Annotated in this window: 15 protein-coding genes and 1 pseudogene; 8 read left to right on the top strand and 8 right to left on the bottom strand. The window is 60.9% G+C overall.

Annotated features, from left to right (window positions below; genetic code table 11):
- Window positions 1–214: 214 nt before the first annotated feature.
- The gene (locus NDY25_RS16700) at window positions 215–892 is read left to right on the top strand and encodes a response regulator transcription factor (protein WP_006448355.1); all 678 of its coding nucleotides are present in this window, start codon (window positions 215–217) and stop codon (window positions 890–892) included.
- Entirely contained in the window at window positions 885–2,219 is a 1,335-nt protein-coding gene (locus tag NDY25_RS16705; RefSeq protein ID WP_168958944.1) for a sensor histidine kinase, read from the top strand. The genes NDY25_RS16700 and NDY25_RS16705 overlap by 8 nt, the downstream gene beginning before the upstream one ends.
- A 148-nt stretch (window positions 2,220–2,367) precedes the next feature.
- Here NDY25_RS16705 and NDY25_RS16710 read toward each other — a convergent pair whose 3' ends face one another.
- The 6 genes from NDY25_RS16710 to NDY25_RS16735 form a co-directional block, all read right to left on the bottom strand.
- Window positions 2,368–2,859 (bottom strand): GNAT family N-acetyltransferase, encoded by a 492-nt coding sequence (locus NDY25_RS16710; protein ID WP_168958945.1) that lies wholly within the window; start codon window positions 2,857–2,859, stop codon window positions 2,368–2,370.
- Complete coding sequence (locus NDY25_RS16715) at window positions 2,856–3,146, bottom strand: type II toxin-antitoxin system TacA family antitoxin (RefSeq protein ID WP_168958946.1); 291 nt, start codon at window positions 3,144–3,146, stop codon at window positions 2,856–2,858. The genes NDY25_RS16710 and NDY25_RS16715 overlap by 4 nt, the downstream gene beginning before the upstream one ends.
- 75 nt (window positions 3,147–3,221) lie before the next feature.
- Entirely contained in the window at window positions 3,222–3,623 is a 402-nt protein-coding gene (locus tag NDY25_RS16720; RefSeq protein ID WP_168958947.1) for a SymE family type I addiction module toxin, read from the bottom strand.
- A gap of 531 nt (window positions 3,624–4,154) precedes the next feature.
- A complete protein-coding gene (gene coaE, locus NDY25_RS16725) occupies window positions 4,155–4,778 on the bottom strand; it encodes a dephospho-CoA kinase (protein WP_168958948.1) in 624 nt (207 codons plus the stop codon).
- 13 nt (window positions 4,779–4,791) lie between these two features.
- Window positions 4,792–5,655 carry a prepilin peptidase gene (locus NDY25_RS16730; protein WP_016849610.1) on the bottom strand — a complete coding sequence of 288 codons (864 nt, stop codon included), beginning with the start codon at window positions 5,653–5,655 and terminating at the stop codon, window positions 4,792–4,794.
- Window positions 5,656–5,661: 6 nt separating this feature from the next.
- Window positions 5,662–6,921 (bottom strand): type II secretion system F family protein, encoded by a 1,260-nt coding sequence (locus NDY25_RS16735; protein ID WP_168958949.1) that lies wholly within the window; start codon window positions 6,919–6,921, stop codon window positions 5,662–5,664.
- A 350-nt stretch (window positions 6,922–7,271) separates the two neighbouring features.
- Here NDY25_RS16735 and NDY25_RS16740 point away from each other — a divergent pair, with 350 nt between their 5' ends.
- The 6 genes and pseudogenes from NDY25_RS16740 to pilB all read left to right on the top strand — a co-directional run bounded on the left by NDY25_RS16740 (window position 7,272) and on the right by pilB (window position 13,330).
- A complete protein-coding gene (locus tag NDY25_RS16740) occupies window positions 7,272–7,697 on the top strand; it encodes a pilin (protein ID WP_168958950.1) in 426 nt (141 codons plus the stop codon).
- A 305-nt stretch (window positions 7,698–8,002) separates the two neighbouring features.
- On the top strand, window positions 8,003–8,455 hold the full coding sequence (locus NDY25_RS16745; protein WP_256627580.1) for a hypothetical protein: 453 nt from the start codon (window positions 8,003–8,005) through the stop codon (window positions 8,453–8,455).
- Entirely contained in the window at window positions 8,446–9,417 is a 972-nt protein-coding gene (locus NDY25_RS16750; RefSeq protein ID WP_256627581.1) for a phosphoethanolamine transferase, read from the top strand. The genes NDY25_RS16745 and NDY25_RS16750 overlap by 10 nt, the downstream gene beginning before the upstream one ends.
- Window positions 9,418–9,468: 51 nt before the next feature.
- Window positions 9,469–10,056 (top strand): spermidine synthase family protein, encoded by a 588-nt coding sequence (locus NDY25_RS16755; RefSeq protein WP_256627582.1) that lies wholly within the window; start codon window positions 9,469–9,471, stop codon window positions 10,054–10,056.
- Window positions 10,026–11,559 (top strand): annotated as a pseudogene (locus NDY25_RS23030) (spermine/spermidine synthase domain-containing protein). Before NDY25_RS16755 ends, NDY25_RS23030 begins: the two are co-directional and overlap by 31 nt.
- A 34-nt stretch (window positions 11,560–11,593) precedes the next feature.
- A complete protein-coding gene (gene pilB, locus NDY25_RS16770; protein WP_256628007.1) occupies window positions 11,594–13,330 on the top strand; it encodes a type IV-A pilus assembly ATPase PilB in 1,737 nt (578 codons plus the stop codon).
- 8 nt (window positions 13,331–13,338) lie between these two features.
- Here pilB and NDY25_RS16775 read toward each other — a convergent pair whose 3' ends face one another.
- Together NDY25_RS16775 and NDY25_RS16780 are read right to left on the bottom strand one after the other, a co-directional pair.
- Complete coding sequence (locus NDY25_RS16775; protein ID WP_168958955.1) at window positions 13,339–13,956, bottom strand: Fic/DOC family protein; 618 nt, start codon at window positions 13,954–13,956, stop codon at window positions 13,339–13,341.
- Window positions 13,953–14,135: a YhfG family protein gene (locus NDY25_RS16780; protein ID WP_074066024.1), complete on the bottom strand. Its 183-nt coding sequence runs from the start codon at window positions 14,133–14,135 to the stop codon at window positions 13,953–13,955. The genes NDY25_RS16775 and NDY25_RS16780 overlap by 4 nt, the downstream gene beginning before the upstream one ends.
- Window positions 14,136–14,168 lie beyond the last annotated feature (33 nt).

The following is a 14,168-nucleotide window of genomic DNA, read 5'->3' on the forward strand; positions in this document are numbered from 1 at the left end:
GCACCTGGGCCTTTTTGTGATGGCTTGCCGGGATTGGGGTTCACGTCTACATTTCCTTACTCAATCAGCGACGGAACGACCAGCAACGCTGAGCATCACGCAGTACGTTCGGCGGCCGAATGGCGCCAACTGCTGAAACAACCAAGACGACCGCGCGGCTGCAACGGCACCTTGCCATACGCAGCCGGGTACACGACCCAACAATGAGGTTCCAGTGCGCATTCTAGTAATTGAAGACAACAGCGATATCGCCGCCAATCTTGGCGACTATCTGGAAGACCGCGGCCACACGGTAGATTTCGCCGCCGACGGCGTCACCGGCCTGCATCTGGCCGTGGTGCACGAGTTCGACGCTATCGTGCTCGATCTCAACCTGCCCGGCATGGATGGCATCGAGGTGTGTCGCAAGCTGCGCAACGAAGCGCGCAAGCAGACGCCGGTGCTGATGCTCACCGCGCGCGATTCGCTGGACAACAAATTGGCCGGCTTCGACTCCGGCGCCGACGACTATCTGATCAAGCCGTTCGCGCTGCAGGAAGTGGAAGTGCGGCTCAACGCGCTCTCGCGTCGCGGCAAGGGCGTGCACACCCGCGTGCTGGAAACCGGCGATCTGGAATACAACCTGGACACGCTGGAAGTGCGCCGCCGCGGCAAGCTGCTGCAGCTCAACCCCACCGCATTGAAGATCCTGCAGTCGCTGATGGAAGCCTCGCCGGCCGTGGTCACCCGCCAGGAGCTGGAGACCCGCGTCTGGGGCGAAGAACTGCCCGATTCGGACTCGTTGCGCGTGCATATCCACGGCCTGCGCGCGGTGGTCGACAAGCCGTTCGACGTGCCGATGATCCAGACCCGTCACGGCATCGGTTACCGCATCGCCTCGCCCGATGCCTGAAAGCAATAACGGCGCGCGGCCCGCCCGCAGGCGTGGCCGCTACCGGCGGCGCCTGCGCAGCCGCATCATCCTGTCGTTCGTGTTGTTGGGCTTCTGCCTGACCACACTGTTCGCCTTCGCCACCAACTGGGCGCGCTCGCGCGTGGAAAACCAGTTGGTCGAAGACGTGATGAACCGCAATATCGACGCCTTCGCGCAGCGCTTCTATTCCGACCCGTTGCGTAACCCCGATCTGCCGGTACAGCAGATGCGTGGGCGGGTGGTCAAAAGCGACAAATTCGAAGCGCTGCGCCTGGAGCAGCCCGAGTGGTACCAGCTGCCCGACGGCATCCACACCATCTCCGGCGTGGACGAGGGCGGCAACGCGTATTCGTACAAGTTGGCGGTGCGCAAGACGCCGAGCGAGTGGTTTTTCCTCGCCTACGACATGACCCAGACCATCAAGGGCGAGATCCAGCTCAAGCGCACGCTGATGCTCTCGGTGCTGGTGTTCAGCGGTTTTTCGTTGGTGATCGGCTGGTGGTCCGCGTCCAAGGTGATGCGCCCGGTCTCGGATCTGGCCGCGCGCCTGCGTGCCTACCGCGGCGGCACCAGCGAGCCTAAACCACTTGCAGCGCATTTCCCCGATGACGAGGTCGGCCAACTCGCCGAAGCGCTGGACGATTACTCGGCCCGCCTCACCGAAGTGGTGCAGCGCGACCGCGAATTCAACGCCGACGTCAGCCACGAACTGCGCACTCCGCTGGCGGTGATTCGCGGCGCCACCGAACTGCTGCTCACCAAGCCCAATCTCGACGAAAAGATGCTGCAACGCTTGCAGCGCATCCAGCGCGCCGAACTGCAGTGCAGCGACCTGATCGGCTCGCTGCTGCTGCTCTCGCGCAATGAACGCGGGCAGGGCAGCAGCAATGTCGCCAAGGTCGCCGAACAACTGATCGACGCGCACCGCGCCCAACTCGGCGGCAAACCGCTGGAACTACTGCTGGAAGGCGAACGCGATCTGGTCATCGATGCGCCCGAATCCGCCTTGTCCGTGGCGCTGGGCAATCTGATCGGCAACGCGGTCAAGTACACCCAGGACGGCCAGGTGCGCGTGCGCGTGCTAAGCGATGCAGTAGAGGTGATCGACTCCGGCCCCGGCCTGAGCGAAGAGGACGCCGCCAAACTGTTCCAGCGCGGCTACCGCGGCACCCACGCCGGCCACTCGCAAGGCGGCGGCATCGGCCTGTCGATCGTCAGCAGGCTGTGCGACCTCTACGGCTGGCGCGTCAGCGTGCGCCCAGGCCAGGAGCGCGGCGTCATCGCAACACTGGCCTTCCATCGCTAACCAGCCACGCGCGCTTTTGTAGGAGCGCACTCGTGCGCGAGGGCTTTACCGGCAAAGCTTCACCCGGCGATTGGTGGCAGTTCTGGAATCATGAAGCGCACCACCTTCCGCGACTATCTCCCACCTTCTACCGCGTCCCTCGACCAGATCACAGACTGGCTTTCAGGTCTTCCAGCGTGACGACCAGCACCATGGGATCCAGCGGGGAAGGTTCGAAGCCGATGCGCTCGTAAAACGCCTTGGCGTCCGTCGAGAGCGCATGCACGAGCAGCCCGCGAATGCCAATGGTGTCGGCTGCATGCAGGACGCGCTTGCCTGCATCCCGTACCAGGGCGCGACCAAACCCTCTGCCGTGCAGGGATTGGTCGACAGCAAGCCTGCCAAGCACCACCACGGGGATCGGGTCCGGCATGTTGCGACGGAAGCGGCCGGGCGTCGCGTCCACGGCGACCGCACTCGAGGCCAAGGCGTAATAGGCCACCACGCGGTCATCCGCGCAGGCAACAAAGGTCCGTGACGCACCGGTCGCCTGATTTTTCAGGGCGCGGCGCTTGAGCCAGTGATCCAGGCTCTCCACGCCCGATGCGAACGGTTCGACCCGGTGATGCGCTGTCAGCGGTTCCGGCGCCGATACCGTCATGCCTTCTCCCAAGGAGCGGGCGTCTGCATCGTCTTGCGCAGGCGCGCGTTCGGCTGCGGCGGCATGTCCAGCCGTGCCAGAAAGGCGGCGTAGGCGTCCGGGCTGGCCGCGATAAGGGTCTGGTCCAGCAAGGCTTCCTCGGCAGCCGAGCGCGCCGCGTCCAGCACGAAATCGGTGCGGTTCTTCCCGCGCGCCTTGGCGGCCCGGTCGATCAGGCTGCGTTCCTCGGGCTTGATGCGGAGATTCAAGGTTTCGCGCTTGCCGGGCGTAGTGTTGGGTGTGGACATGGCGTTGGCTCCTGCTAGTCGGCGCAGTGTAGCGCCTCCGTAATGTCGATGTCATTACGTTGAGGTGTCGCTCGTTCATTGCGAGGGTGCGCGCTCCACCGTCACCACCAATTCTCCCTCGCGCGCAGTGATCTGCAGCTTGCAGCCAACCGCAAACCCCAACTGCTCCAGCCACAGCCCGCGCAAGCGCACACTGGGAATGCGCTGGCTGTGCGGCCGGCCCGGCTCCGCCTCGTAGAACGCATAACCCACCGTGCAGCGCGTGGGCGTGCGCGCCTTGCGGGGCGGACGTGGTGGCAGATCGTCCACGCGGTGCCTGGGGCGATTATCGAAGTCGAGGTTGTCCACATCGAGCGTGGGCGACGGAACCAACCGCACGGGCTGTGCATTGATCGCGCGCTCAGGCTGCTTGGCGGTAGCGGTGCGTTTGGCATCCTGCTTGGACCGCTTGGAGCTTGGAGACTGCGCCCTGCTCATCGCCTCACCTCCGCCAGCACCATGGAGCGACGATGCCCACCAATCTCCAATACCGATGCATCTGTCATGACAACGCCTCCTTCGAAGAACAGGCACCGTCGCCGGCCGGCGACGGGATGTCGGGAGGTTAGAAACCGCTCATAGCCGGCGGGCGTATTCCTCCCGGAGGAGTGTTGTATTAGCCGCCCTCCCGACGCAGGCATCGCGTCGGCTTGTACCTGCAGGCAGGCACAGAAAACCCACCGGTTTGACGGAGGTGGGTACCGCTATGAGAGGAGTTTCTACGCTCCTTGAGGCAGAGGTTGCTACTGGTTGTTTGCAATGTCAATTGCAGGGAAGTAAATCAGGCGAAAGGTGACTTTCCTGATTCGGCATTCGAATGCATCACGCTGTTAGTGGCGCATGCCACATGTACCGGCAGGCCTGCTGTGCAGGAATAGTGGGTTCCATGCATTGCATCCAAATCATTTTTCACCGATGTGATGGTGGCCGTTCGGCCGTGGCGCATATCGCATACGGGAGTATCAAACGTTAGTTCTCGATTCGATGGGTTTGAAGCGCCGCTCTGTAAGTCGCATCCAGTCGTTGCGCGTGTTGCGCCAACTGGTCCGTATTGCCCTCATTGCTTGCCACATCATCGGCAATGGCCAGCCGTTGTGCGCGAGAGGTTTGTGCTGCAATCATCTGATCGGCAAGGGCCGACGTACTGCCGTCGCGTTGCATCAGGCGGGCGTGTTGAAGCGCAACCGGTACGTCGACGACCAGGATGCGGTTGAGCCAGGGATAGGCCGCCCGTGCCCCTGCTTCAGCGAGTAACGGGATTGCCACGATAGCGTAGGGGTGATTGGCCGCTTTCGCCGCGCGCTGCAATTCGGTGCGAATGGCAGGATGGGTGATCGCTTCGAGCGCTTTCCGCTCGGTTGGATCCGCGAAGACGATGTTGCGTAAGGCCTGCCGATCCAGCGTGCCATCCGGCAACAAAATGCCTTGGCCAAAGCGGTTCGTGATGGCATCAAGTATGAGACCAGGCGCCACCACCTGCCGCGCAACCACATCGGCATCGATCACCGGCACGCCCAGCTTCTTAAACTCAGCGGCCAGGGCGCTCTTGCCGGAGGCGATGCCACCCGTGAGACCGACGATGAAGTCGCTCATCGCCGTGCCCCGGTCAACGCAAGCCTGCGAAGTGCAGGTAGCCGTCCACCAGATCGTTGCCCCAGAAGAACACCACCCAACCGGCGATGGCCAGGTAGGGGCCGAACGGGATCGGGGTGGCACGGTCGCGGCCCTTGGCGACCAGCCAGATCGAGCCGAGGATGGCGCCGACCAGCGAGGAGATCAGGATGATCGGCAGGATGCCTTTCAGCCCGCACCACGCGCCGAGTGCGGCCAGCAGCTTGAAGTCGCCGTGGCCCATGCCTTCCTTACCGGTGAGCTGTTTGAACAGCCACCACACCGTCCATAGCGAGACATAGCCCACCGCCGCGCCCAGCAGGGCGGGCTTGGCCGGCATGTACAGGTTGTCCATCGAGCCGACCAAGCCTAACCACATCAGCGGCAAGGTCAGCTGATCCGGCAGCAGCTTGTGGCGCAGGTCGATGCCCGACATCGCCACCAGAAAGCAGCTCAGCACGATCGCGCCAAAGCCCTGCCAGCCGAAGCCGAAGCGCCAGACGCTGGCCACGCACAGGATCGAGGTCAGCAACTCGACCAATGGGTACTGGATGGAGATGGGCTTGCCGCTATAGCGCGACTTGCCGCGCAGCATCAGCCAGCTAAAGAGCGGGATGTTCTCCCACCATTTGAGCTTGTCGCCGGTCACCGGATCGTGCGAGGGCTCCACCACGATCCCCGGCGGCGGCGGCTCGTAGATGTCCGGCAGTTCCAGGATCTCGCGCGCATCGCGCCGCCACTGCCACTCCATACGCTTGGGCAAGCGCAGGATCACCACGTTCAGGAAGCTGCCGATCAGCAGTCCCAGTCCGGCCGCGGCGGGAAAGCCGAGACCGGGATGCTGGTCGAGAAATGCCATTACGTCTTATCCAACCACTGCGCCGAGTTTGAAGATCGGAAGATACATGCCGATGACCATGCCGCCGACGATGGTGCCGATGAACACCATGATCAGTGGTTCAAGCAGACTGCTGAGTGCATCCACGGCATTGTTGACCTCCTCCTCAAAGTATTCAGCCACTTTGAAGAGCATTGCATCAAGCGCGCCGGCTTCTTCGCCAATCGCAGTCATTTGAATAACCATGTGTGGAAATAGGTTCACCTGTTTCATCGCCATGTTGACCGGGTAACCCACAGACACATCGTCCCGCATCCTGAAAACAGCCTCCTCATAAAGCTTATTGCCAGTAGCGCCAGCTACGATCCCAAGTGCCTCCACTAGAGGAACGCCTGCTTTGAATGTCACTGCAGTTGTCCGTGCAAAGCGTGCAATCGCACTGTTGTGCATGATCTGCCCGATTACGGGCACCTTGAGGATCAATCGATCGAGTCCATGCTGTATCCGTGGAGAACGTTTGTAGGCAAAGATGAAGCCAACGATAGATCCAACTGTCACCATCAGCATCAACCACCAATAGCTGACCATGAAGCGCGATGCGTTGACGAGAAGCTGAGTGAATGCCGGTAGTTCGGCACCGAAGCTCTTGAATACTTCTTCGAACTGAGGCACCACGAAGATGAGCAAAATCGCACTCACGATGATTGCCACCGCAACCACCATGGCAGGGTAGAACATTGCCTTTTTGATCTTGCCCTTTAGGGCTTCAATGTTTTCTTTGTAGGTAGCGACCGTTTCGAGGACTGTCTCCAGTACGCCGGCACCTTCGCCCGCGCGGACAAGGTTGCGGTAGAGCTCGTCAAACTGGACGGGATGTTTGCTGATGGACTCGTAGAGCGAGGATCCCCCCTCGATGTCAGTCCTGACCTGGCCGACCATCTTCTTCATGCGTGGGTTCTTGTGTCCCTCGCCGATGATCTCCAGAGAACTGACGATGGGCACGCCCGACTTCATCATCGTCGCCATCTGACGGCTGAAGAACGCAATGTCTTTGGCGGTAATTTTCTTGCCCGCCGCTCCGAACAGGGGCTTCGGCTTTTGCTTCACCATGCTGGGCACGATGCCCTGACGGCGCAGCTCTGCTCGCAACATATTGGCGTTACGGGCTGGCTGCTCTCCCTTCATCTTCACGCCACGCTTGTCAGCCCCTTCCCAAATGAAGGTCTGCAGCATGCCTGTGTTCCGGTCGACCGGTTGCTTCTTGATTGCGCTACGCGCGACTGACATGTTGGCTCCCCAAATCCAGCCATCCCCAGGCCGGAATACGCAGTGATGGTAGCGTTTTTGCTAGGCAAGGGCATCATATCGATCGATGGACCTGCGGCGTCTTGAGAAGTGACCACTCGTAGTCGGAATCTGACCTTGCGCGTCACATGGTCATCCCTGTCGCACTTGAAGGCAGAGGAGCTTTCATTTGCCGGAATGCCTGGCATCATTGTCCCGGGAGAAGAAGCGAACGGCTACTGCTGATTGGCACGTAATCTGCATGTATCGATTTGCACACACGCCCTGCTCGGGTGCACCAAGTGCCCGGGCCGGAGATTTCGGTAAACTCACAACCTCTAGGGGATGCATCCATGAAGAAGCAGCAAGGCTTTACACTTATCGAACTGATGATCGTGGTCGCGATCATCGCCATCCTGGCCGCCATCGCGCTGCCGGCTTATCAGGACTACACCACTCGCGCCAAGCTCAGTGAAGCGCTGACGATGTCGGCGCCTGCCAAGCTTGCGGTAACTGAGACTTCATCGTCGCTCGGCGGCCTCGCTCAGGTTACTGCGGCAAATTCGGGCTACGCATTCCCGGGTGCCACGAAGTATGTCAGCGGCATCGCCATCACCAGTGCTACGGGCCAAGTCGCTGTAACCTCCACCGTGCCGAACGCAACCGGTACCATCCTGCTGACCCCGACTGATGTCGGTGGTGGCCAGCTGAAGTGGACCTGCTCTTCCGCCATCAACGTCAAGTACCTGCCGGCGGAGTGCCGTAACTCGGGCACCTGATAGGTTCAGACGAGTAGCTTGTAGAGGCCCCGCGACGCGGGGCCTCTTTTTCTGGGGGCATATCGTGTTGCGGGGCAAACGGGCGCTAGTAGGGGCAATTTTTTCGTGTCAGTCAGTTTGACCCCCGTTGTCATGTTGATCGTGAACGGGGGCGATGACGTCGGGATATCTGCGTTGTATGCGTTGGCGGGCCTGGTTGTTTCGGTCTCGCCCCTGAGGAGGCTACCGCGCGTGACCTGCACTTGGTTGGCGCTCATCAGTGCCGGCGCGATTCTGCAGGTGGAGATGCTGCTGCGCTTCGGGGAATGCTGGACGTCAACGCCCTCGCGTTGGTCTCCGAGACCACCAGTGGCGAAGCTTTGCCATTATTGCACTCAGTGCCTGCACGCCTTCTGTTTGGCTGGGGCTTGATTGTTGTGATCTGGGGAGGGCTGATGCTGTGGCCGCCGCAACTTCTGCGATGGCCAGGCAGGCGGCTTGCATTATTCGGCGGTGGCGTAGGTGCGGCGCTGCTGGCAATCGTCGTTGCATTCGAAGGCTTGCACGAGACGCCAGTGGGTGCCGCTTTCGATCAGCCATCCTTGGAACGCATGGAGGCCTTGCGGCGGGGGTACCCGACGGGGATGCCGTTGGTCATCTGGGAGTATTTCCGGCAGCGTCGAGAACTGGTCGCTGCTGATGCCGGCCTTGAAAGCTTTCGGTTCGGAGCCAGCCGCTCGGTGGTGGGGGCTGGCCACGGCGTGTGCATGTGCTGGTGATCGGCGAGACAGGTCGAGCCGATCATTGGGCGCTGAACGGCTACAGTCGTGACAGTACGCCTCGGCTTTCGAGTCGCAATGACCTGATCAGCTTTACGAGGTTCTACTCGCGAGCCACCTTCACCCGGCTGTCGGTGCCCGTGATTCTGAGCCGCAAGCCGCCGGGTTCGGTCGAAGCTACCTTCGGTGAGCGCTCGCTGTTGCAGGCGGCCCGCGAAGCCGGCTATCACACGGTGTGGCTCTCCAATCAGGCGCCAATGGGGTTCCATGATTCGCCTATTACGGTTCTGGCCAAGGATGCCGATGAAGTGCGCTTTGTCAGCCCGGTCGACTATCGCCACGCAGGCGTCCGCGACGAGGATCTGCTGCCGCACGTCAGGCGTCTCCTTGCCGCCGACCAGCGCGATCTGTTCCTGGTGATCCATACGATGGGCAGTCACTTCCGCTATCGGGACCGGTACCGCCCCGAGGATGCGGTCTTCCTGCCGGACAAGCCGGAACATGGCGATGCCAGGTTGTATGACCCGGATCACAAGGAGTACCTGGTCAATGGATACGACAACTCGATCCGCGCCACCGATCGCTTCCTTGATGGCCTGATCGGTCAGCTCGGGAAACTTGATGCTGCATCCTGGGTGTTCTATGTCGCCGATCACGGCGAGGCGCTGTTCGATGATTGTCGCGCCGAAAGCGGGCACGGCCAGTCGTCACCAGCGACCCATCACGTCGCGGCGGTGTGGTGGGGATCTGAGGCCTACCTCAAGCACGCGCTGGAGGCCGTTCGGAATCTCCGCGCGAATGCCGACGCGATGTTATCCACCTCCATGGTCTTCGACACCACGACCCGATTGGCGGGTATCGATGTGCCCGGCTACCGCCAATCGCACGATTTTTCCTCGGCAGAGCCTGGTATTCCGCTCGATATCGCGTCGCTGCCGCTCGATGTTCCCCGCTGTCACTGAACAGGAGTCCGTGTTGAACGGTTCATCAACGAATGTGTCCGGGAAAACGGGGTGGATTTCATCCTTGGGCGTGTTGTTTTTCCTCTCCGGTGCTGCGGCATTGATCTACCAGGTGAGCTGGCAGCGTGTCCTTTTTCGGGTCTGGGAGCGGACACGCTGTCTGTCGCGGTCATCGTCTCGGTATTCATGCTAGGGCTTGGGCTCGGGGCGCTGATCGGGGGCTGGGCCGCGGACCGTGCCACAAGTCCACTGCGATGGTTCCTCGCAGTGGAGCTTGGTATTGCGTGTTATGGCGTATGTAGTGTCGCTGTAATCGATCTGGTCATGATGCATGCTGGTGGGCTTGGGCATGGGGTCGTCGTGTTCGGTGCACTGTTTGCGTTGATCGTGCCGACAACCTTGATGGGGATGACCTTGCCGATCCTGGTGATCATGCTGGACCGTGTTGTCCGCAACGTAGGTGAGGCGACAGGTTCGCTTTATCTCGCCAATACGATGGGCGCGGCATCGGGGGCCATCGGGACCGGTCTTTATCTGTTTCATATCATGGACTTGCGGCAGGTCACCTGGCTGGCGGCAGCCATCAATGCAACGGTCGCCCTCGGCGGATGGTTTCTGGTACGGAGGGCGGCGGCATGAGCTTGAAATGGATGCCGCGGGGTGTTGCTTTCCTTGTGGGCGCGGCGAGTCTGGTGCAGGAGGTGCTGTGGGTGCGGCTTGCGGGATTCGCGACCGGTGGTCTGCCAGAGACATTCGCGATGATCCTTGCGTTGTATCTTCTGGGTATCGCGGTAGGAGCGCAGCTGGGGCGTCGTCTGTGCGTTGGCCGGGTCTTGGACATCAGGCGTCGCGCGTCGCTCGTGCTGTTGCTGTCCGCGCTGGTCGATATCGCCGCCCCTTTCCTGTTTTCTTGGGGGATCGGTTTTCTTCCCGTGACTGTGGCAATGCTGCCTCTGGTGATCGCAACCGCTGCGCTGAAGAGTGCATTGTTCCCGGTGGTGCACCATCTGGGCAGCAATGATGCAGTGGCGTGGAAAGGGGGTCGTTCTCCAAGGTCTACTTCGCCAATGTGGCGGGATGTACCCTCGGTCCACTGATCGTCACGCTCTGGCTGATGGACGTGATGGCGATGGAGCAGCTTTTCGTAGGTGTCGCCACTGTCACCGCGGTGGCAGGGATGTGGATGGCCGGCCTTCGCCTACTGGCGGTGCCTGCAGTGGTGGTCGCGATTGCGGCACTTGTACTCCAGCCTGCATTGCCAGCGCTTGCCAGCGCTTGCCAGCCGCATCGTGATGGCGACGGGGGGCTAAAGCCGACTGGCTGCTGGAGCGCAAGGAAGGAATCATCCATACGATCGCCGACCCACAGGGAGACATCGTATTTGGCGGCAACGTGTACGACGGGCGCATCAACGTCGATCTGCGATTGAACAGCAACAAGATCGATCGTGTCTATGCAGCCATGGCGGCTGTGCCGAATCCCAAGCGTGTGCTCGTGATCGGTCTTAGCGGCGGCAGCTGGACGCGTGTGATTGCATCATTCCCGACTGTGGAGCGCGTGGACGTTGTCGAGATCCATCCGGGCTATCTCGAGTTGATCGCCGGTCACCCACAGGTCGCACCGATCCTGCAGGATCCGCGTGTCCACATCCATATCGACGACGGTCGTCGCTGGTTGAGGGCACAAGGACGCGCGCGCTACGATACGGTCGTGGTAAACAGTACCTTCCACTGGCGTTCTGGTGCGACGACGCTTCTCTCGCAGGAGTTCTTTCGCCTGGTTGGCGCGCATCTGTCCGATTCAGGCGTAGCGTTGGTGAATGCCACTGGGTCTCCAGAGGTCCTCAAGACAGCAGCTTCAGAGTTTCCGCAGGCCTATCTGTTTGGCAACAGTGTCATCATGTCACGGCGCGACTTCCGCGATACGCTTCGCGCTGGTGGCGAAGCCATTTACGCGACCCGAATGCATGGCCGGCCGGTCTTTGATCCGGCCAATGCGTCTGATGTGGCCGCTGTGCGGAAGGTCACCGCGGCCGATCTCGTAGACGTTGATGTGGTGGAAGAGCGGGCCGGGCGACCAGTCGAGGTCAATACTGATCTGAGAATGTTGACCGAGTATAAATATGGAGCATCGTCCCGATGACCGGGGAGATGGGGACATCAGCGGGAATCAAACGATGAATTCAGTAGCTACCATCAACCTAGTTGGCATCACCGGCATCGCTCGTCGCCTTGTGCAGGATGGCGCCCTGGAGGAAGCCGCTGCGCGGACGGCGATGGAACAGGCGGCCGCTGCCAAGGTGCCGTTGCCGCAGTGGTTTGCCGAGAAGAAGCTGGTGTCGGCGTCGCAGCTGGCGGCGGCCAATGCCGTTGAATTCGGCATGCCGTTGATGGATGTGTCGGTGTTCGACACTAGCCAGAACGCGGTCAAGCTAGTTAGTGAGGAGTTGCTCCAGAAGTACCAGGTGCTGCCGCTTTTCAAGCGCGGCAACCGGTTGTTTGTGGGGGTGAGCAACCCGACCCAGACCAGGGCGCTGGATGACATCAAATTCCACACGAACCTGGTAGTTGAGCCGATTCTGGTCGACGAAGACCAGATCCGTCGCACCCTGGAGCAATGGCAAGCCAGTAATTCTGCGCTTAGCTCGTCGATGGGTGACGACGACGAGGGGATGGGGGATCTGGACGTCTCCACCGGAGACGAGGACATGGGCGCCGGCGGGGATTCCGGGGTCGATGCCAAGGGCGACGACACGCCGGTGGTGAAGTTCGTCAACAAGGTGCTGGTGGATGCGATTCGGCGGGGTGCCTCCGACATCCATTTCGAGCCCTATGAAGACGATTACCGGGTGCGGTTGCGGATCGACGGCTTGCTGAAGAACGTAGCCAAGGCGCCGGTAAAGCTGAGTCAGCGCATTGCGGCGCGCCTGAAGGTGATGTCGCAGCTGGACATCGCCGAGAAGCGGGTGCCGCAGGACGGGCGCATCAAGCTCAACCTGTCCAAGACCAAGCAGATCGACTTCCGTGTGAGCACCTTGCCGACCCTGTTCGGCGAGAAGGTGGTGCTGCGTATTCTGGACGCCAGTGCGGCCAAGCTGGGGATCGAGAAGCTGGGCTATGAGGCGGATCAGCAAAAGCTGTTCCTGGATGCGATCCACAAGCCCTACGGGATGGTGCTGGTGACCGGGCCAACCGGTTCGGGCAAGACGGTGTCGTTGTATACGGCGCTTGGCATCCTCAACGATGAGACGCGCAATATCTCCACGGCCGAGGATCCGGTCGAAATCCGCTTGCCTGGTGTGAATCAGGTGCAGCAGAACGTCAAGCGCGGCATGACCTTCGCGGCGGCGCTGCGCTCGTTCCTGCGCCAGGATCCGGACATCATCATGGTCGGCGAAATCCGCGATCTGGAGACGGCCGAGATCGCAATCAAGGCGGCCCAGACCGGCCACATGGTGTTGTCCACGCTGCACACCAACGATGCGCCGCAGACCATTGCGCGCCTGATGAACATGGGCATTGCGCCGTACAACATCACTTCGTCGGTGACCTTGGTTGTTGCGCAGCGCCTGGCGCGGCGCTTGTGCAACAACTGCAAGCGCAAGGCACCGCTGCCGGAGCACGCGCTGCTTGCCGAAGGGTTCACCGCAGAGCAGGTCGCTGCCGGAATCGAACTGTACGAGGCGGTCGGCTGCGATGAGTGCACCGAAGGCTACAAGGGCCGTACCGGTATCTATCAGGTGATGCCGATGACCGACGAGATCGGCGCGATCGTGCTGGAAGGCGGTAACGCGATGCAGATCGCCGAGGCGGCGCAGAGGATCGGCATCCGCGATTTGCGGCAGTCGGCGCTGGTCAAGGCGGCGCATGGGGTGACGAGCCTGGCTGAGATCAATCGGGTGACCAAGGATTGAATGGAGCGTCAGTCGTCATCCTGATCGACTGACGGTTCTTCGATCTGCGTGATGCAACTATCGAATACTTCTTCCAGCGGGGCGTAATCGCATGACACTGCAGCGATGCAGGCTGCAACCCAGGTGCCTGCGCTCACATGCTTCCACGAGACCGCCAGTCCATTGAGCAGCAACCAATGCTCAAAGAATAGGCGCTGAGTCCGACCGTTGCCCTCACGGAAGGGGTGAATCATGTTCAGTTCGCCATAGAGCTCCGCGACCAACTGTATCTGTGCGGAGCGAGGCAGCGTGGTCGGATCGGTAGCGTCCAGCTGGCTCAGAACGCGATTCGCTTCGGCTTCTATGCGACTGCTGATGCAAAATCGCGTGGCGCCCTTGGCGATATCCACGGTTCTGAGCATGCCTGCCCAATCGTAGACTTCATCGAACAGTTGCCGATGTAGGCTGCAAAGATAAGCAAGATCGAATGGCGGCGCGCCTATTTCGATGGATTGCACTGCGGTTGCTGCGAAGGCGGCTTCAGCCGCCTCCAACATATCCGGGTCGACGATGTTCAGTTTGTTCCGGAGAACACGTGTGCCGGGATAGCAGGCAGGGTCAGCAACGACCGCATACTTGCCTTTCATCCTGGGCGGGAAAGTGCCAAGTACTTCTTGCGCAATGCATCTTTGCTGGGTAAGGGGTTCTGATTGTTTGCGGCTGTGTCAGGGGTTTTAATGCCTTCCAGACGTTGGCTGGCGGCAAAGTTGTCTCTGCGGGTGGCGCGATAATGCTCGACAACGGTCTCTAGTCTAGGCTTTTTCATGGCGACTTCTCGGACACGTGGCTATCGCAATTA

This window comes from Xanthomonas hortorum pv. pelargonii, from assembly GCF_024499015.1.
Lineage (GTDB): Bacteria > Pseudomonadota > Gammaproteobacteria > Xanthomonadales > Xanthomonadaceae > Xanthomonas > Xanthomonas hortorum_B.